Source organism: Pedobacter nototheniae, from assembly GCF_004335085.1.
In the GTDB taxonomy this organism is placed as follows: domain Bacteria; phylum Bacteroidota; class Bacteroidia; order Sphingobacteriales; family Sphingobacteriaceae; genus Pedobacter; species Pedobacter nototheniae.
The window spans coordinates 79592-97282 of the sequence record NZ_RQRS01000010.1; the positions used below are offsets into that span (position 1 = coordinate 79592).

The 17691-nt window shown below is 33.6% G+C and carries 18 protein-coding genes and 4 tRNA genes; 14 read left to right on the top strand and 8 right to left on the bottom strand.

The genetic code is table 11. The annotated features are described in order from the left end of the window. The first annotated feature begins 113 nt into the window (after positions 1-113). The 4 genes from EHC72_RS10515 (at position 114) to EHC72_RS10530 (ending at position 4271) form a co-directional block, all read left to right on the top strand. The gene (locus tag EHC72_RS10515) at positions 114-1718 is read left to right on the top strand and encodes a S41 family peptidase (RefSeq protein WP_131537656.1); all 1605 of its coding nucleotides are present in this window, start codon (positions 114-116) and stop codon (positions 1716-1718) included. Positions 1719-1889: 171 nt separating this feature from the next. Then, positions 1890-3020: a histidine decarboxylase gene (locus EHC72_RS10520; protein ID WP_131537657.1), complete on the top strand. Its 1131-nt coding sequence runs from the start codon at positions 1890-1892 to the stop codon at positions 3018-3020. An 82-nt stretch (positions 3021-3102) separates the two neighbouring features. Beyond that, positions 3103-3699, top strand: coding sequence for a short chain dehydrogenase (locus EHC72_RS10525; RefSeq protein WP_131537658.1), 597 nt, complete (start codon positions 3103-3105; stop codon positions 3697-3699). A 65-nt stretch (positions 3700-3764) separates the two neighbouring features. After that, the gene (locus EHC72_RS10530; protein WP_131537659.1) at positions 3765-4271 is read left to right on the top strand and encodes a GNAT family N-acetyltransferase; all 507 of its coding nucleotides are present in this window, start codon (positions 3765-3767) and stop codon (positions 4269-4271) included. A gap of 3 nt (positions 4272-4274) precedes the next feature. On the opposite strand, the gene EHC72_RS10535 is transcribed toward EHC72_RS10530, so the two are convergent. The 3 genes from EHC72_RS10535 to era all read right to left on the bottom strand — a co-directional run bounded on the left by EHC72_RS10535 (position 4275) and on the right by era (position 7280). Continuing rightward, positions 4275-4790 (bottom strand): GNAT family N-acetyltransferase, encoded by a 516-nt coding sequence (locus EHC72_RS10535; protein WP_131537660.1) that lies wholly within the window; start codon positions 4788-4790, stop codon positions 4275-4277. A gap of 169 nt (positions 4791-4959) precedes the next feature. Continuing rightward, positions 4960-6261 carry a ribosome biogenesis GTPase Der gene (gene der / locus EHC72_RS10540; RefSeq protein WP_131537661.1) on the bottom strand — a complete coding sequence of 434 codons (1302 nt, stop codon included), beginning with the start codon at positions 6259-6261 and terminating at the stop codon, positions 4960-4962. A gap of 116 nt (positions 6262-6377) precedes the next feature. Next, positions 6378-7280 (bottom strand): GTPase Era, encoded by a 903-nt coding sequence (gene era, locus EHC72_RS10545; RefSeq protein WP_131537662.1) that lies wholly within the window; start codon positions 7278-7280, stop codon positions 6378-6380. Positions 7281-7393: 113 nt separating this feature from the next. On the opposite strand from era, the gene EHC72_RS10550 reads away from it, so the two are divergent. Both EHC72_RS10550 and EHC72_RS10555 read left to right on the top strand, forming a co-directional pair. Beyond that, a tRNA-Met gene (locus EHC72_RS10550) sits at positions 7394-7469 on the top strand. 29 nt (positions 7470-7498) lie between these two features. After that, a tRNA-Glu gene (locus EHC72_RS10555) sits at positions 7499-7570 on the top strand. A 372-nt stretch (positions 7571-7942) separates the two neighbouring features. On the opposite strand, the gene EHC72_RS10560 is transcribed toward EHC72_RS10555, so the two are convergent. Further along, a complete protein-coding gene (locus tag EHC72_RS10560; RefSeq protein WP_131537663.1) occupies positions 7943-8869 on the bottom strand; it encodes a tail fiber protein in 927 nt (308 codons plus the stop codon). A 1108-nt stretch (positions 8870-9977) separates the two neighbouring features. On the opposite strand from EHC72_RS10560, the gene EHC72_RS10565 reads away from it, so the two are divergent. Beyond that, positions 9978-10427: a sigma-70 RNA polymerase sigma factor region 4 domain-containing protein gene (locus tag EHC72_RS10565; protein ID WP_131537664.1), complete on the top strand. Its 450-nt coding sequence runs from the start codon at positions 9978-9980 to the stop codon at positions 10425-10427. After that, on the top strand, positions 10417-10899 hold the full coding sequence (locus EHC72_RS10570) for a hypothetical protein (RefSeq protein ID WP_131537665.1): 483 nt from the start codon (positions 10417-10419) through the stop codon (positions 10897-10899). The genes EHC72_RS10565 and EHC72_RS10570 overlap by 11 nt, the downstream gene beginning before the upstream one ends. A gap of 148 nt (positions 10900-11047) precedes the next feature. Here EHC72_RS10570 and EHC72_RS10575 read toward each other — a convergent pair whose 3' ends face one another. Further along, positions 11048-11809, bottom strand: a complete 762-nt coding sequence (locus tag EHC72_RS10575) for a response regulator transcription factor (protein WP_131537666.1) — start codon at positions 11807-11809, stop codon at positions 11048-11050. 144 nt (positions 11810-11953) lie between these two features. On the opposite strand from EHC72_RS10575, the gene EHC72_RS10580 reads away from it, so the two are divergent. The 4 genes from EHC72_RS10580 (at position 11954) to EHC72_RS10595 (ending at position 13965) form a co-directional block, all read left to right on the top strand. After that, on the top strand, positions 11954-12700 hold the full coding sequence (locus EHC72_RS10580) for a DUF3667 domain-containing protein (protein WP_131537667.1): 747 nt from the start codon (positions 11954-11956) through the stop codon (positions 12698-12700). A gap of 124 nt (positions 12701-12824) precedes the next feature. Next, positions 12825-13670, top strand: coding sequence for an alpha/beta fold hydrolase (locus EHC72_RS10585; RefSeq protein WP_246029420.1), 846 nt, complete (start codon positions 12825-12827; stop codon positions 13668-13670). A gap of 118 nt (positions 13671-13788) precedes the next feature. Further along, positions 13789-13864: transfer RNA gene (locus EHC72_RS10590), tRNA-Met, on the top strand. A 29-nt stretch (positions 13865-13893) separates the two neighbouring features. Then, positions 13894-13965, top strand: a tRNA-Glu gene (locus tag EHC72_RS10595). Between the two features lie 363 nt (positions 13966-14328). Here the strand turns inward: EHC72_RS10595 and EHC72_RS10600 are convergent. After that, positions 14329-14928 carry a DUF2306 domain-containing protein gene (locus EHC72_RS10600; RefSeq protein WP_131537668.1) on the bottom strand — a complete coding sequence of 200 codons (600 nt, stop codon included), beginning with the start codon at positions 14926-14928 and terminating at the stop codon, positions 14329-14331. 236 nt (positions 14929-15164) lie between these two features. On the opposite strand from EHC72_RS10600, the gene EHC72_RS10605 reads away from it, so the two are divergent. Then, positions 15165-15389 carry a CDGSH iron-sulfur domain-containing protein gene (locus EHC72_RS10605; RefSeq protein WP_109924188.1) on the top strand — a complete coding sequence of 75 codons (225 nt, stop codon included), beginning with the start codon at positions 15165-15167 and terminating at the stop codon, positions 15387-15389. A gap of 57 nt (positions 15390-15446) precedes the next feature. Here EHC72_RS10605 and EHC72_RS10610 read toward each other — a convergent pair whose 3' ends face one another. Together EHC72_RS10610 and EHC72_RS10615 are read right to left on the bottom strand one after the other, a co-directional pair. Next, entirely contained in the window at positions 15447-15743 is a 297-nt protein-coding gene (locus EHC72_RS10610) for a Dabb family protein (protein WP_131537669.1), read from the bottom strand. Positions 15744-15792: 49 nt separating this feature from the next. Then, positions 15793-16632, bottom strand: a complete 840-nt coding sequence (locus tag EHC72_RS10615; RefSeq protein ID WP_131537670.1) for an AraC family transcriptional regulator — start codon at positions 16630-16632, stop codon at positions 15793-15795. Positions 16633-16718: 86 nt separating this feature from the next. Between EHC72_RS10615 and EHC72_RS10620 the strand changes: the two genes are divergently transcribed. Continuing rightward, positions 16719-17657, top strand: coding sequence for an NADP-dependent oxidoreductase (locus EHC72_RS10620; protein WP_131537671.1), 939 nt, complete (start codon positions 16719-16721; stop codon positions 17655-17657). Positions 17658-17691: the final 34 nt, after the last annotated feature.

The following is a 17691-nucleotide window of genomic DNA, read 5'->3' on the forward strand; positions in this document are numbered from 1 at the left end:
TAACAAAGCTTGCTACGCGGTTAAATTATGTTAAAAAATGGAAACAAAATGCATGAAAATGGGGTTAAAAAATTAATCAACCCACTAATTTTCATAAATTTGCATGGTCGCTAATGAAAAAAAACACTCGTAATAATCTTCTGATTGCCCTAAGTTATTCAATCATTCTAATTACTGGAATGGTGCTAGGCATTAAATTCATAAAGGATCAGGGATTTGGTGTGCAAAAAAACCCTCAGCTTGCGGCAAATAATTCTGAAAAACTAGATGAAATCCTGCATATCATTAACAAAAACTACGTTGATGACATTAATACAGATTCGCTTCACAATTTACCGATAGATAGTGTTTTACATCAATTAGATCCACACAGCGTTTACCTGCCGCCTACTGATGCGCAGGATATGGAGGATAATTTGGAAGGGAATTTTGAAGGCGTTGGCATTGAATACTACATGCTTAATGATACTATGATGGTAACAAGTGTAGTTAAGGATGGACCAGCCTACCAAGCCGGAATAAAACTGGGTGATAAAATTTTAACAATCGATAGTACCGCAATTAGCGGAAGAAACTTGCCTAAAGACCAAATTACAGGCCGTTTTAGAGGAAAATCAGGAACTGGTGTTAAGGTAGTTCTATTACACAGCGGAAGTTTACAGCCAAGTAAATTGGTGGTAACCCGTGGTAAGGTAAACATAAGCAGTATTGATGCCGCTTATATGATTAATAACGAAACTGGTTACGTGCGAATTAGCAAATTTGGTGCAAATACCGATAGCGATTTCGCGACAGCAGCTGCAAATTTAAAATCAAAAGGGATGAAAAAACTCATTCTGGATTTACGAGATAATGGCGGCGGTTACTTTAGTGCAGCAACAGGTTTGGCGGATCAATTTCTACCTGAAAATAAGTTAATTGTTTACACAGAAGGGAAGCACGAACCGCGTACAGATTATTTTTCGACTGGAACGGGCGCTTTTCAACAAGGAAAACTAGCCGTTTTAATTAATGAAAATACGGCTTCAGCAAGTGAAATTGTTGCTGGCGCAATTCAGGATTTAGGTAGAGGTATTATTGTTGGTCGCCGCTCATTTGGGAAAGGGTTAGTACAGGAGCAATTTGCTTTTGGCGATGGCTCTGCGTTAAATTTAACCATAGCCAGATATTATACACCCTCGGGTAAAAGCATCCAGAAATCTTACAAAAAAGGTTATGATGCTTATAAACACGAGTTAGATGATCGTATGACTGATGGAGAGCTGACTGGCGATCGTACTTCATTTCAGGATTCTGTAGAAAAACCAGATGCAGCAAACCCTCCAGTGATTAAGCAAAAAATTATTGGTGGCATCAGACCAGATATTTTTGTTAAACTTGATACAGTAGGTTACAATAAGTTTTATAGTAATTTGGTAAGCAAAAAGATATTGGCAGATTATGTTTTTAATGTTTTAACTAATAAATATAGTGCGAGTTTTGTAGAGCAAAACATTAACATTTTTAACATTAACGATAATGACTTTAAAGATTTTATCGGTTTTATACAACGCAAAAATGTTGCGATAGATCGCTTGCAACTATACAGTGCAAAAAATGTTATTCAGAATGACCTTAAAGCTTTACTTTGTCGCTATTATCTTGGTGATGTGGGTTATTATAAAGCGGTAAACCAAAACGATAACGCCGTTAAACAGGCGCTTGCTAACATCCAATAAGCAAGGTTTACTTATTTTTGCAACATATAATATTCTAAACCCTGTAGATCACATCCGCGAAACAAAACATAAGCGCAGTATAAATAATAAAATCAATATAATATTCTAATTTAATAACAAAACAAGATACTATATTTTGATTCCGTAACTTTGTTAATCAATAAAACAAATATGGAAGCCAATAATTTATCTATAAAAGATCAGGAAATATTACGCGACTTACTTGAAAAAGTTAAGGAGCAAACTAGCCTATTTTTAGGCTATCCAGTTTCTAAAGATTTTAATTATCAGGATTTAACGGAGTTTTTAAAATATCCAATGAATAATCTTGGAGATCCATTTGTAACCTCTACCTATGGGGTTGGCTCCCGTGATCTTGAAAAAGAAGTAGTTCAATTTTTTGCAGAATTATTTAGAGCACCCGCGGATAATTGGTGGGGATATGTAACCAACGGCGGCTCTGAAGGGAATTTATATGGTTTATATCTTGCCAGAGAATTACATCCCAAAGGCATGGTATACTACTCTGAAGCAACACATTACAGCGTTCAAAAAAACCTTCACCTGCTAAATATGCCCAATATTGTAATTAGAACCCAAGAAAATGGAGAAATTGATTACGAAGATTTGGAACACACCATTAGGATGAATCGCCACATGCCCGTTATAATTATGGCAAACATTGGCACCACTATGACAGAGGCTCGTGATGATGTAGCTAAAATTAAAACCATACTTAAAAGATTAGCCATTCAACATTATTATATCCATGCAGATGCTGCCCTATCTGGTACGTACAGCGCTTTAATTGAGCCCAGACCTGCCTTCGATTTTGAAGATGGTGCAGATAGCATAGCCATTAGCGGACACAAGTTTTTTGGTTCACCGATGCCTTGTGGGGTAGTTGTAGCAAAAAAATCTAATCGGGATAGAATTGCTAGATCAGTAGCTTATATCGGCAGTGTAGATACAACTATAACAGGCTCTAGAAACGGTCACAGTCCTTTGTTTTTGTGGCATACCATTAAAAGACTTGGCTTGGATGGATTAAAACGCAGAGCGATACACAGCCTTAAAATTGCAGAATATACGGAAACAAAGCTTAAAGAAATGGGAATTGCCGCCTGGCGCAATCCAAATGCAATTACAGTTAATTTCCCAACGCCCTCGACAACAATTTGTAAAAAATGGCAACTTGCAGCGGAGAATGGGAGTTCGCACATTATTTGCATGCCAAATGTAACCAAAAAGCATATCGATCTATTCGTTCATGATTTGGAAGCTACTACTGTTGTTGCTTAGGTTATTGAATTTAAAACTTTTAAATGACCTTAATGTTTTATAGCAATCATAACTTTAAGTAAATCATTTAAAATAATTTAGCATGAAAATAGTTATTGTTGGCGCAACAGGCACACTTGGTAAAAAAGTATCTGATGCTTTTGCTCAAAAACATGAAGTTATTCGGGTTGGCAATACACGCGGAGACGTACAGGTAGATATTAAAAACGATGCATCCATTAAAGCAATGTTTGAAAAAATTGGCCCGTTCGATGCCTTAATCAGCACATCTGGTAGTGGTCCTTTTGCAACCATAAAAGAAATGACTGGCGAACAATTAAAAACCGGACTTTTAGATAAATTACTCGGTCAAATAAACTTAGTTTTAATAGGCCAGCACTACATTAATAAAGGAGGTTCATTTAGTTTAACTTCTGGCATATTGGCCGACCATCCTATTGCAGCTGGCGCAGCTTTGAGCACCATAAACGGCGGATTAAATTCTTTTGTTTATGCCGCATCAGCAGAACTTGAAAATGGTGTTCGCATTAATGCCATTAGTCCAAACGTGGTTGAAGATTCCCCCTCATTCTTTGATTCTTTTCCTGGCGAAATACCTGTAAGCATGGATAAAGTTGTTAAAGCTTTTGAAAAAAGTGTTTTAGGTATCATTACAGGGCAGGTTATTAAAGTTTATTAATTTCACAATCAAGAAAATTTATAACGGTAATTTGTATTTTAGAATACAGATTACCGATTAATAAAATGATAGAAAGTCAACGCCTCGTCCTGCAGCCTCTTACGCACAATCAACTTTTAAAATTTATTAAAGATGATCATTCATTAGAAAAAGAGCTGAAGCTTAAGCCCTCTGTTAAAAATATTTCCCGCCAGCTCCAAAAGGATTTAAAGGAAACCGTTTTACCTAATATTAACGATAGGGATAAAAATTATTTATACGATACACTTTGGATTATTATTTCTAAAAAAGAAAAAGCCATTGTAGGCGATATTTCCTTTGTAGGTAAACCAGATCAGGATGGAGAGATACAAATTGGTTATGGAACTTATAAAGCTTTTAGAGGAAGAGGATTTATGACCGAGGCTGTGGGAAGAATTATAGAATGGGCAAAGCAGCAAACTGAGGTAAAATCTATTTTCGCAGCAACTACAAAGGTTAATATAGCTTCTTATTCCATCCTGGAAAAGAATCACTTTATATGTATTGGTGAGGTTGATGATATGTTAAGCTGGCAAATTTTATTGAAATAAAACCTAAAGTTTGATTTCGAAAAGATTTAAGCTAATCCCTTCATAGTGTTTTGGTAAACCTTCAGATTCTGTTAAAACTACCATACCTGCAAAATCAAAACCACAGCCAGTGTAGTATTCCAAAAGTTTATCATTATCTGCCCAAGTATCCATTCGGATAAATTTGAGGTGATTTTCTGATGAATATTTTTTAGCCCAATCAATAATTCGTTTTACAAATGAATATCCCCTAAAATTTGGATGGGTTACAATACGGTGGATATAAATAGAATCGTGATCTCTTTCTTTCCAGATTAGCTCATCGTTAAAGGTAACGGCAAAAATAGCTGCAATCTGTCCATCAACTAATATTTTGTACTGCCTGTTCTCTGCAATTTCTGTGGTAACTAAATCCCGACTGAAGCCTTGCCAATGTTTATTAAAAACCTTTTTTTGATGGGCAATAGCCATATCATAAAATTCGAAAATAACTTCAATATCTTTCGCCTCACTATTTAAAACCACAACTTCATTTTGCATGCCGCAAAGTTAATTATGTTTTTAATTTAGAGAAGATTCTATGCAAAAGAAACTGACGCTTCAAAATTATTTGCCCCAACAAAGTAATTTGCCTATAAACGCAAAAAGCAGGACTGATTTTCCAAAATGGAATACCAGTCCTGCTTATTTAGTAATTTAGAAAATCACTCTATTTCTGTCTGAAGAAAATTTGAATCGGTGAACCTGAAAAATCAAAGTTTTCTCTTAGTTTATTTTCAATAAAGCGTTTGTATGGATCTTTAATATATTGTGGCAAATTGCAGAAAAATGCAAACATTGGTGAGGTAGCATTAATTTGAGTGATATACTTAATTTTAATGTGCTTACCTTTTAATGCTGGCGGTGGAAATTTCTCAATTAATGGCAGCATTACATCATTTAATTTAGATGTAGGTATTTTCTTACTACGGTTTTTATAAACATCAAGTGCAACTTCAATTGCCTTGAAAATACGTTGCTTGTTTAACACTGAGGTAAATACAATTGGCACATCAGTAAAAGGACGAATACGTTCGTGAATTTCCTCTTCGAATGCTTTCATGGTTTGGGTATTCTTTTCGATCAAATCCCATTTGTTTACCAAAATAACGATACCTTTTTTATTCTTTTCTGCTAAGTGAAAAATGTTAATATCCTGACTTTCGATACCTTCTTGCGCATCAATCATTAAAACGACTACATCAGCCTCTTCCAAAGCTTTAATGGTACGCATTACTGAATAGAATTCAAGATTTTCTTTAACCTTTGTTTTTTTACGTAATCCAGCTGTATCAATCAACATAAATTCGTGACCGAACTGGTTGTAATGTATTTTAATGGAATCGCGGGTTGTACCTGCATTAGCCGTAACGATATTACGTTCTTTACCAATTAAAGCATTTACTAATGAAGATTTACCCACATTTGGGCGACCAGCAATCGTAATTTTAGGTAAAGCATTTTCTTCCTCAGGAATATCTTCGAAATGTTTAATTACTTCATCCAATAATTCACCAGTTCCAGAACCTGTCATTGATGATAGAGGAAAAACTTCCCCTAAACCAAAACCATAAAAAGTGCTGATTTCGCTATGCAAAGCAGTATTATCTACTTTATTTGCAGTTACAAAAACTGGCTTGTTGCTACGACGAAGTACTTGAGCAATATCATCATCTAAATCGGTGATGCCTGTTGTTACATCAACCATAAAGATTAATACACTTGCTTCTTCAATCGCAATCATTACTTGCTCGCGAATAGCAGCTTCATAAACATCTTCAGAATTTGCTACGTAACCACCAGTATCAATTACTGTAAATTGTCTGTCTGTCCATTCACCAACACCATAATGCCTATCGCGGGTTACTCCGCTCATATCATCTACAATAGCTTTACGGCTTTCGGTTAATCTGTTAAAAAGGGTCGATTTGCCGACATTCGGCCTGCCTACAATGGCGATAATATTACTCATGGGTTGGTATTATTGGAACGTTGCTGTGTTGAAACGTTATACTGTGTGTATTAATTAATTTTTAAATAATGAAGGCACCGTTGTAGCCGTTCATCTGTTTTTTTGCAAATTTACGCTTAATTATCGTAACCAAAGCTTTTTAAGTAATTCTTCTTGCTTCTCCAATCAGGAATTACCTTAACAAACATCTCCAGAAACACTTTATTACCTAAAAACTTTTCAATTTCCAGTCTCGCTTCTGTACCTACTTTTTTAAGCATTTTACCTGCAGTTCCAATTAGGATATTTTTTTGAGAATCGCGTTCTACTACAATTTCAGCAGTAATTCTAATCATTAAATCGCCTGGTTTTCCTGACCGAAGTTCTTCTTCTTTAAAGCTTTTTACAATTACTTCTGTACTGTATGGGATTTCCTTCTGATAATTTAAAAATATTTTTTCGCGGATAATTTCAGAAACAAAGAAACGTTCAGAACGATCTGTATAATCTTCTTTATCATAATACGGTGGATGCTCTGGCAACATGCTTAAAACTTTATCAAGCAAGCCATCAACATTATGTTTATGCAATGCAGATATTGCATAAATAGCAACAGGATTTAATTTCTCCTGCCAATAAGCAATCTTTTCATCTACCTGCTCTTGTAATGCTTTATCAATTTTATTAATCAGTACAATTGTTGGAATATCACGATTTAATAATTTTTCTAAAACATCTTCTTCATCGTGTTGCTCATTAATATCTGTTACAAATAAAAGTACATCAGCATCTGTTAAAGATCCGTTAACAAAGCTCATCATACTCTCTTGCAAACTGTATTTTGGCTTAATTATACCGGGTGTATCAGAAAAAACAATCTGATAATCTTCTTCATTTACTATTCCTAAAATCCGGTGTCTTGTGGTTTGGGCTTTAGGCGTTATTATGCTAAGCCGCTCTCCTACAAGCACATTCATGAGGGTAGATTTACCAACATTTGGCTTACCTATTATACTTACAAAACCTGCTTTATGCGCCATTAAAATATTTTTTAAAAAAAATTTGCAGTACAAAGAAACGAATTATATCTTTGCATTCCAATTCGGAAACACTGTTAAGGATTTAACATTAAGGTAAAACGAGTTGTATAGAGTGCGGGGTGGAGCAGTTGGTAGCTCGTCGGGCTCATAACCCGAAGGTCGCACGTTCGAGTCGTGTCCCCGCTACCAAAATGAGTTGAAAGACACTCTAATTTAATGGCCCGTTCGTCTAGGGGTGAGGACGCCAGATTTTCATTCTGGAAACAGGGGTTCGATTCCCCTACGGGCTACATTTATAATAAAAACCACTAACTTGTTGCAAGTTAGTGGTTTTTTTGTTTTCAGTGGCACAACAAATATTATCTGATATAAATTACAGGGTGATTCACACCTAATCTGCTTTCACTCCGAACAACTATACAATTCGGATCCAAATCCATTTTCCTACAACCTCTTCGCTTTAATCCACCCTACTACCGGATTTATCTCTAATTCAGTTTTTTTTGAAAAGTTACCTCCGCAAGCTAATCGGAAAATCAGAACAGCCAATTTGCACCGAAACAGATAGTCAATTTAAAGCAAAATTCGGATTAAAGTTTAAACGAGGAATGGGTGGTCAATTTTGCCGAAATACCCACACTACTTTTCGGATAATGCCCACTTTATAACTTTCTCTTATTTATTTTACTTTTAAGCATTTGAACATCTTGCTTCAGTATTGCATTTTCTTTCTTCATTTCAATCATGTAAAGAGTGATTTCTTCAACTTTTTGCAATAAGCGTTTATTCATTTCACCCAGTTCTAATCCATTGAGCTCAACTTCTTTTGCGGACGGCATGCCAGGTAGGTACCCCTTTTCTTTAATGTACTGCTCTGTTTCTTCCAAGCTTGGTAAAGAATAATTTTTTTTAAAAACATAATCAGGCCATCCCGAAATTTCTACCTTAACTTCATGTGCACGTATTTTTCCATTCACTGAAAGTTTTTCCTTGGGTACTGTTGTACCTATTCCTACATCGCCAGAAATACTAACCACTGCCGCATCGTAAACTTCTGTCTGATTAGGAACAAAGTTTTCTATATTGCTAAGTACATCCTGGTTTACTGGCTGCCCAGCAAATTCATAAGCTACAGCAAGCATATTTTCTCCTGTAGACTGCGTCCATCCAGTAAAATGATAACCAAAATCGTGATAGGAATCTTGGTAAGGCACATCAAGCGCCAGGTATTTTTTACCTTTATATATACAGGTCATCAGCTTCCAGGCAACTGCATTATTATATACAGAATTTACACTCCCCGCATTACTATTATACGCCGAAGAAGTATTGATTTCTGCGACATTTAATCGATTCCATGATACTGCACTTCCTCGCATAGCGACAATGGTACCTATAGCATGATTATTACCTATAATTGTTCCAGCATAAGCTTCGTGAAGCAATATTAAGCACCGAGTATAATCACCTTGCGAGTTAAGATTTTGGATTCTGATATTTTTATAAGTGGGCGGTGCAATCGGCGTTACCTGACTAAAACCTTTATAATAACACAGAATTAAAGCTAAAAAGATTATTATTTTTTTCATTGTTTGATTGATTATGTTCTTATTTTCTATTTCAAGATTGAGGAGCCTACGCTCCAATTGTTTAAGATAGGAGGTGTTAATTCTGCTGTTTTTTAAAAGTAAAAACTTATTCATTCGCCCAATTGAATTCGTTTTATTCTACCTGTTTTACATAGTGCAGAGCCGATAAGTGTTTATGAGCTTTACTGTATTCCTTAAAAGCATAAGTAAGGTAATTTAATATCTTCATCAAAAACATTATCGAACCAAAAAATTATATCTATCCGATTTCATTACCTACATACTTAATCAACTAATTTCAAAGCTTAGCTTACATCTATAGCTGATTTAAGTATCTTTTTCTAATATTAAAAAGCAAAAGCAATTGATTGAATTACCCTATTTTTTTAGCTTATAAAACCAAAACATAAATGATAGATAATAATAAGGAATGCCTCTAAAATGAATAAGTTTTAACCGGAGGTGATTTTCTTTCTAAAGAATGGAAGTATAATATTTGCCAGTACAACAAGTTTATTGAGGTTGAGGGCTATCAATTTAATTTTCATACCTGAGATCGTTTTTTTATGTTATTCTTAGAAACTTTTTAATTCTTCTTAAAAGATAAAATCGTCATTGTGAACTTGTTTTAAGAAATATCAATCTATCTTGGATTTCAGACCGATAATTTTAATTAAGACATATTACACAGATCTTTTTCTTTGCTTATCAAGTGATAAACTTATATAACTTTCCTGATACAAAAAACAATATCACCAATATGTTGATAAAAAATTATATGGTTATAATTAATATCCTTAATAAAATTGTTCTTCACAACATAAAGTAATCCCTGTCTATACTTTTTAAATTACCGTTATCATCATATTCCTAAATGCTATAAGCAAAATCAATGACGACAGTAAGCTAGTTACTTGTACAACTATTTGTAGACACCATTAGGCATGGGAATTTTATGGATGGTAAATATTAGATTTCAATAGAAAGTGCGCATCCGAATTTAGCTTATTAACACTGGAATGGTATAAAAATTTATAATTTTCTACTTCAAATAAACAATATTTTAAAATTGAGGTTTATCTTTGAATCAATCCCTTATTAAGATTAAATGCTTAAAACTTCAAACCATACTTTGTCTAAGCCATTTGGCAAGGTACAGCTGATTTACCAAAAATATGCAGCCATGCTACTTGGCTATATTTATGGCATTGTTCAGGATCGTCAAAAATCCGAAGAATATCTTATGAAAATTTTTACAGATTTTTCTACACAACAAAATAAAACTAACCAAATTGATTGTACCTGGCTTGAGTTAAGAGATTTTGCTAAACAGAAGTTAGCTGGAACATCGAATGAAATTCAAATAAAAACATCAGATAACCATACTGATCAGCACCTAAGTATATTAACAGATAATCAGCGAAGAATTTTCTGTGCGGTTTATTATCATGGAAAATCAATTTCGTATCTTGCTTCTATATTTAATCAAGACGAAAGTTCGATACGCCAGGAATTAAAATCATCGTTAGATCAAATAAGAAAAGCCCGTGGAAATTAAAGCATTAATAGATAGCGGTATATTGGAAACCTATGTTATGGGTATTGCAACCGATGATGAAACTAAAAAAGTTTTAGCCTATAAAGAGGTTTATCCAGAGTTTAGAGATGCCCTGGAAAAACTAGAGTTAGATATGGAAATGCTCGCACAAAGCATGGCTATTAATCCCCCGCCAGGAATTTTAGAGCGCATTGAAAATGAAATCAATGAGATTCAGCTTCACCAACCAAACGCACTTCAAGTTGGCAAGCCCAATTATGAAAAAGGAGATAATAACGACCAGGAAAAATACATTAATGTAGAATCGTCTTCCAGCCACATGCGTATACATAAAGCATGGAGATGGATTTTTGCTGCTGTTTTTATTTTAGGCAAAATATTCTTAGCTACAGCGATTTATTTCTATCTGGAAAACAGACAGGCTCAAATTCAGCTAAAGGAGTTAAAGCTAGAATTACAGCAAAAAAGATAAGAATAAAATAAAAACCTTCTTTTCATTAGTTATAATGAATGCTTTAAAGCCTTCATTATATGTTGTAAATTTTAAGTTTTAAGATCAAAAAATTGATATGAAATAATATTATTATTTACCAATAGAGTATTATAATTCAAAAACGAAATCAAATAATCTTATTATTAACAGCATAAGAAAGAGCCTCTACCATGCTATTTACACTCAAGCGCTCAAAAATTCGTCTTCTATAATACTTTACCGTATCAGAAGTAACAAATATTTTTTCGGCAATTTGATTAATTGTTAAACCCTGCGCATGCAACCGAAGTACTTCTATCTCTCTTTTTGTAAGTTTGGGTTTTTCTGATTTACGCCAAGTATTACTTTCTATATTTAACGTCCAACTTTCGTCAGTTCCCTGTTTATGAATAAAAATATTACCTGCATTTTTATGATGTGAAATAGAAACAATACACATGGCTTTCCAAATCTTATCATCACTGGTTAAAAATAAAGGAGTAAGTTTATGGTTGATGAGCATCTGCTTACCATCCTTATTAATCAGATGAAAATCATAAACTATACTGTACAGCATTTTTTCGTTTGCTGGCAATTTCTTAAAGAAATCAAATCCAGCTTCATTAATTAAGTTCAGTAACTCTAAATCAGGTTTAGGAACATTTTTAAAATAAAATTCATAACCCATTTCTAATACCTCTGCAGGAGAATATCCACACAAAAACAATGGATTTTCTGAAACATATTCAAAAGCCATCTTCTCATAATCAATAACATATATACTTTCATATGTTAATCTTGCAAAAGATTTAACAACTTCTAAATATTGTTGCTGTTGAAGATAATCCCTTTCTGATAATGCCGTAATCTTATTCTTAGTAAGTAGGCTTGAATTAATATTGTTTGTCATTTGCAGCAATAACTTGATAACAAATCTACACTAAAGTGTAGGCTTTGAGAATATTTTTGTTTTCATTTTTGCGATAAATTATTTTTTTCATAGGCAAGATATCAGCTTTAAAACAACGATTAATTTCAATAATCTCATCTATAAATGGAACATAATTGCTTAAACTGTAATCATCACATACTTGATAGTTATTGTCAAAATTGCGGGCAAAAAGCAAGCACACACCGATATTCAATTAAACATTTTGTTGAACATGATTTTATTCATGGGGTTTGGCATGTAGACAAAGGAATTGCTTTTACTTTAAAAGAACTTTTTACAAGGCCAGGGCATAGTATTAGAGAATTTATTCAGGGCAAAAGGGCTAATTATTTTAGTTTTGTTACGTTAATACTTTTAATTATAACAGCATCCAGTCTTTTATCACCATATGTGCACATCAAACTGGCTGATTTGATGCCTATCCAGAATAAAAGCATAATGAATACTTTTGAAGATTTTGCAACAAAATACCCAAAAGTATTGGTATTAATTACTATACCCGTTAATTCATTTTTTAGCTTTATATGGTTTAGAAAGTCAAGATTAAATTATTCTGAAAATTTAGTTTTGAACTCATATAAGGCAGCTTCAGAATTAGTTATCGCTCTAATTTTCAGTATTTTCGCTGTTTTCTGTTCCAACATCAAAATACTTACTTTTTTTTATTTCTGGATAATAACACCAGCCATTACTATTTATGGATTTTGGTACTACTTCCAGTTTTTTTCGGGTTTTGGATATAGCAAAAAAGCATTATTCTTCAGAAGTATTCTCGTAATTTTCACCTACTCCCTCTTCCAGGCAATTATTGGTTTTACTTTGGGATTAATTCAAATGTTAAGGCATTAATTCTTGAACAAATTGAATAAATAAAATCTGAATTATATTATTTTAATTTGCCTAAATAAAGCTGTTATATATTTTTGTAACCGCTACCAAACAATTTTCAGGCAATCAAAAATAACATCATAGCATGATTAATTCAGAAGCTATTTACAATGAATCATACCCATTGGATATTGATTCTATCTTAAAAAGAAATCATGTAAATATTATCGGCAAAGGCACAAAGGTTATTCTTTTTGCCCATGGTTTTGGCTGTGATCAAAACAGCTGGAAGTTTATAAGCAACTCTTTTATTGATGATTATAAACTCATTCTATTTGATTACGTTGGATCAGGAAAATCGGATATTAGCCAATATGATTACCACAAATACTCTACATTGGAAGGTTATGCCTGTGATGTAATTGACATTATAAATGCATTAAATCTTCGTAATATTATTTTTATTGGGCACTCAGTAAGTAGCATGATTGGAATGATTGCAGCTTTACAAATGCCAGAAGTTTTTGACAAACTGATTTTTATAGGCCCATCGCCAAAATACTTAAATGAAAAAGAATATTTTGGTGGTTTTGAAACCAAGGAAGTAGAAGCCTTATTCAATTTTATGGCCGAAGACTATACAGGCTGGGCTAAAGCGATGCCCCCATCAGTAATGGGAAACTTATCGCGACCAGAGCTTACTGATTTTTTACAAGAAAGCTTCGAAGCCATGGATCCCAAAATAGCTTTGGCTTTTGCCATGACTACCTTTAATTGCGATCATAGAGATAGATTGAAAGAAATGAAAGTACCAAGTTTAACCGTGCAAAGTAAGGACGATATTATTTCTCCTATTTCTACGGGAGAATATATAAAAGAGAATATGCCATATAATTCTTTACAGCTAATTAATGCAACCGGCCACTATCCTCACATTAGCGAACCAGAAGAAACTGTACTGGCTATCAAGGCTTTCATAAATAACCAATAAAAAACTTAATTTTTTTCTTCAAATACCTTTGCATCTTTAAAAAATAATTCTACCTTTGCATTCCAATTCGGAAACACTGTTAAGGATTTAACATTAAGGTAAAACGAGTTGTATAGAGTGCGGGGTGGAGCAGTTGGTAGCTCGTCGGGCTCATAACCCGAAGGTCGCACGTTCGAGTCGTGTCCCCGCTACCAAAATGAGTTGAAAGACACTCTAATTTAATGGCCCGTTCGTCTAGGGGTGAGGACGCCAGATTTTCATTCTGGAAACAGGGGTTCGATTCCCCTACGGGCTACAAAAAGCATCAATCAAAACAGATTGGTGCTTTTTTTATGCCTAAAATTTAGCTTTGTTCTTGATCTGGATTTATATAAATACATCTGTACATTAAAGAGCGCCTACTTATCCAATTGGTTTCTGTATCTATAAAATAGTTCAACTATTTGATAATCAAATTCAGCAATAAATCACTACTTTAGTTAAATCTAAAAACAATAAGATGCTTCTTTTAATTATACCATGTATTATTGCTGCGTTCGGCGCATTTTTGATTTCTTATTTTACGTACAAGAAATTGAAAAAAGCAGGGAACGTTAATCCCATGCTAATTGGTATTATAATTTTTGTGGTAAGCTTTATATTAATTGGTTTTGCAATTCTATATCTGATCCTTGCTAACATTCGATTTGAAAGATAAAGCTCTTCGCTTCTTTCTAATTAACCATTCGGCAAAAATTAAATTTGGCACAAAACCCAACCAGGCATTAATCATATAAAGATGGAGGGGATCAATAGTTGCAAAATTTAAGAACACCATTTTCCATGCTCTTAGTGTAACGGCAGAAAGTGTAAGTGCATAACTTCTTATCATATATTCTTTATGCGCCTTAATGTTTCCCTTTTTAATTTCGAGTAAAGCTTTCAGTGTAAACCAAAACCATAAACAATCTAATACAATAAAAGCTGTTTTACCAGGAATTAATCCGTTAGCGTAAATAGCCATAATAAAAGTTGCTGGAAAATTTATGAGCAGAATATCTATTACATAAACTCTACCCATTATTCGATGCAAAGGCTTAAACTCCTTTAAAATTGTATCAGAAAACTGCGTAAAACCTGCTAATAAAGCAAATATAATGGTGAATACATGGATATAGAAAGCAATTTTCCAGTAAAGGATGTGAATATAATCTTGCTTAAATTGTAAAAAACCAATATTATCTTGTAATGGATAATAGCGAACAATTCCCTTTAACATTAAAAAGGTTGCGATGCATAACAGCAAATAAATGCTTATGTTTTTTACAATAAATTTTAGTGTATGCAAGTTGCCAAATTTGTTTAACGCAATAAAAGTATTAATAAATTGGTTTTATATTTTTAATCCAGAAATATATTCCTTTACCGAATGTTCCAAGAATGTATCTAAATAGAAATGAGATTCCTTTCTTCTCGTTCATTGTCTTAGTTTTGCCTTATTAACAAAACAAATTTATGTCTAAAACAAAACTTACGATAAATAATAACGGATCGGTAAAAATTGAGGGTGATTTTGAAATCGTAGATCGCAATGGAAATGCGTACGGATTACAGGGCAGAACGGTGCTTTCTATCTGTAGATGTGGATTATCGAAAAATAAACCTTTTTGTGATGGTGCACACAATGGCCATTTCGAACACGAGGCTATTGCTTTTGATTTGCCACCTAAAAAAGTTTAATATCCGTATAATTAAAAAAGCCCTGCAAACATAAAACGTTTACAGGGCTTTTAACTTTTATTGAGCGTCGTAAATAATTACTTTCTCAAATAATTCACGAAACTCGTCTAAAAATGCTTTATGTATTGGGTGCACCTGATAAACATCGTGCGCTGCTAAATCTTCAAAAAACAATACCAAACTAAAAGTATAAGTAGTATCTACAACGGCACGCTCAATTGGCGCTGGAGTACCGATATGAAAAGTTTTAACAACTTCAATATTTTCTAGTGTTTGCAAACCATTACGAAATGCATTCTTTTGTTCAGCAGTGGTATCGGCTTTTAGCCAGAATAAAACGTGGTGTGAAATCATTTTTATATTTTTTTCGCCAAATATAAAAAAACTGAATTACCTTATTTATTTATGTACGTACCATTTTACGATAAGCTTTGGGGCTATTGCCTTTTTGCTTTTTAAAGAACTTATTAAAGTGGCTTTCGTCAGTAAAACCAAATTCGCCAGCAATTTCATTAAGCCGTTTATCACTAAACTGCAATCGATGTTCTATTAATTTCGTTTTATAATTGGTTATATATTGTTGTAAGGTTTCATTAGCGTGCTTTTTAAAATAGCGCCCAAAATAAGCTTCAGAAATATTAAAATAATCACTTATTTTTTCAGCTTTCAATTTCTCTGGATAGTAAATATTACTTTGCACATACTGCAAAATATCCATAGCTTTCTCTTCGGCACCCATATTTATCTGTTCAGGAAGGTATTTTGCAATATTTCGAGCCACAATAATAATTAAGGTATTAACCAGTTGCTGCACCAATTCTTTATTGTATAAATCTTTTGTAGCGTGCTCGCGAAGAATGGCATCAACCATGTATTGTACCAAAGCCTTATCACTTTGATTTTTAAGAATACAGCCAGGTTGGTGATTGGCATTGTGCAAAATAAATTCGAGTCGCTTAATATTCTCTGTTAACAGCGCACTATTTTTTAAATAGATATCGTTAAAGCGCAGAAAGAAAAAAGTAGTCGTTGTTTCAATATCAAACGAGTGGCAATCTTCGGGTGTTATTAAAAACATATGACCAGCACGATAGCAAAAACTATTTTTATTAATGCATTGTTTTCCTGTACCTTCAATAATGTAAACCAGTTCAAAAAAATTGTGTTGATGTTTGGCTTTACCGCACTCATCAATAGTTTTGGTTACGATGGTAAAAGGTTCGTATAAGTTTTCTTTTAACATGACACAAAAATACCAAATTAGAGAAAATATATACAATTAATTTAATATTTATTGGTATAATTTTGATATATAAATATAACAAAAGAATGAAAGCAATTATTTTAAAAGGTTTTGGAGGTGTAGAAAACTTCGCAGCCGTTGATATAGAAATCCCCGTACCTAAAGAAAACGAAGTATTGGTAAAGTCGAAATCGATAAGTATAAATCCTGTAGATGCAAAAACAAGAGTTGGCAATGGCAGAGCGAGTTTCTATGCAGGTGTAGACCCAATTATTTTAGGTTGGGATATTTCTGGCATTGTTGAAGAAGTTGGCGCAAATGTTACAAAATTTAAAAAAGGAGATGAAGTTTTCGGAATGATTGATTTCCCTGGACTTGGTAAGGCATATGCAGAATATGCCGTTGCGCCAGAAGCGCACTTGGCCCTTAAACCAGCAAATATTAATCACGAAGAAGCCGCAGCCGCAACCTTAGCTGCATTAACGGCTTATAAAGCTTTAGAGTTATTAGAGCTTAAAAAAGGCGAGAAAATATTAATTCATTCCGCCGCTGGAGGTGTAGGACATTATGCTGTGCAGATTGCTAAACATATAGGTGCACATGTAATTGGAACAGCTTCAGAAAAGAACCGCGAATTGGTAATAGGATTAGGAGCAGATGAGTTTATAGATTATAAATCGCAAAAGCTTGCTGATGTAATTTCAGGTATTGATAAAGTTTTGGATTCTATTGGAGGCGAAAATATAGATCGATCTTTGGAAGTGATGAAGCTGGGTGGAATTATTGTTAGCATGCCTTCAGGAAAAAATGCTGAGGTTGCAGAAAAAGCTGCAAAAAAAGGAATGAAGGGAATGGGTATGATGGTAAATTCAAACGATCAGCACATTAATAAAATTGCTTCGTACCTTGAAAAGGAAATTTTAAGATCAATTATTTTTAAAACTTATTCTTTGGATCAAATACCTGAGGCACACCTACAAATTGAAAGTGGTACCACAACTGGAAAAATTATTGTAAACCTGTAATACTTTATAGCCCAATAAACCCGTTTTAATTTAG

What these genes read in the sequence shown, in the direction of transcription:
- EHC72_RS10535 (WP_131537660.1), bottom strand. Translation starts at nt 4,790, where the DNA reads ATGCAAAATGAAGTTGTGGTTTTAAATAGTGAGGCGAAAGATATTGAA.
- EHC72_RS10600 (WP_131537668.1), bottom strand. Translation starts at nt 14,928, where the DNA reads ATGTTAAAGGGAATTGTTCGCTATTATCCATTACAAGATAATATTGGT.
- EHC72_RS10575 (WP_131537666.1), bottom strand. Translation starts at nt 11,809, where the DNA reads ATGACAAACAATATTAATTCAAGCCTACTTACTAAGAATAAGATTACG.
- EHC72_RS10560 (WP_131537663.1), bottom strand. Translation starts at nt 8,869, where the DNA reads ATGAAAAAAATAATAATCTTTTTAGCTTTAATTCTGTGTTATTATAAA.
- EHC72_RS10530 (WP_131537659.1), top strand. Translation starts at nt 3,765, where the DNA reads ATGATAGAAAGTCAACGCCTCGTCCTGCAGCCTCTTACGCACAATCAA.
- der (WP_131537661.1), bottom strand. Translation starts at nt 6,261, where the DNA reads ATGAGTAATATTATCGCCATTGTAGGCAGGCCGAATGTCGGCAAATCG.
- era (WP_131537662.1), bottom strand. Translation starts at nt 7,280, where the DNA reads ATGGCGCATAAAGCAGGTTTTGTAAGTATAATAGGTAAGCCAAATGTT.
- EHC72_RS10565 (WP_131537664.1), top strand. Translation starts at nt 9,978, where the DNA reads ATGCTTAAAACTTCAAACCATACTTTGTCTAAGCCATTTGGCAAGGTA.
- EHC72_RS10610 (WP_131537669.1), bottom strand. Translation starts at nt 15,743, where the DNA reads ATGATTTCACACCACGTTTTATTCTGGCTAAAAGCCGATACCACTGCT.
- EHC72_RS10585 (WP_246029420.1), top strand. Translation starts at nt 12,825, where the DNA reads ATGATTAATTCAGAAGCTATTTACAATGAATCATACCCATTGGATATT.
- EHC72_RS10580 (WP_131537667.1), top strand. Translation starts at nt 11,954, where the DNA reads ATGGAACATAATTGCTTAAACTGTAATCATCACATACTTGATAGTTAT.
- EHC72_RS10620 (WP_131537671.1), top strand. Translation starts at nt 16,719, where the DNA reads ATGAAAGCAATTATTTTAAAAGGTTTTGGAGGTGTAGAAAACTTCGCA.
- EHC72_RS10525 (WP_131537658.1), top strand. Translation starts at nt 3,103, where the DNA reads ATGAAAATAGTTATTGTTGGCGCAACAGGCACACTTGGTAAAAAAGTA.
- EHC72_RS10515 (WP_131537656.1), top strand. Translation starts at nt 114, where the DNA reads ATGAAAAAAAACACTCGTAATAATCTTCTGATTGCCCTAAGTTATTCA.
- EHC72_RS10615 (WP_131537670.1), bottom strand. Translation starts at nt 16,632, where the DNA reads ATGTTAAAAGAAAACTTATACGAACCTTTTACCATCGTAACCAAAACT.
- EHC72_RS10605 (WP_109924188.1), top strand. Translation starts at nt 15,165, where the DNA reads ATGTCTAAAACAAAACTTACGATAAATAATAACGGATCGGTAAAAATT.
- EHC72_RS10520 (WP_131537657.1), top strand. Translation starts at nt 1,890, where the DNA reads ATGGAAGCCAATAATTTATCTATAAAAGATCAGGAAATATTACGCGAC.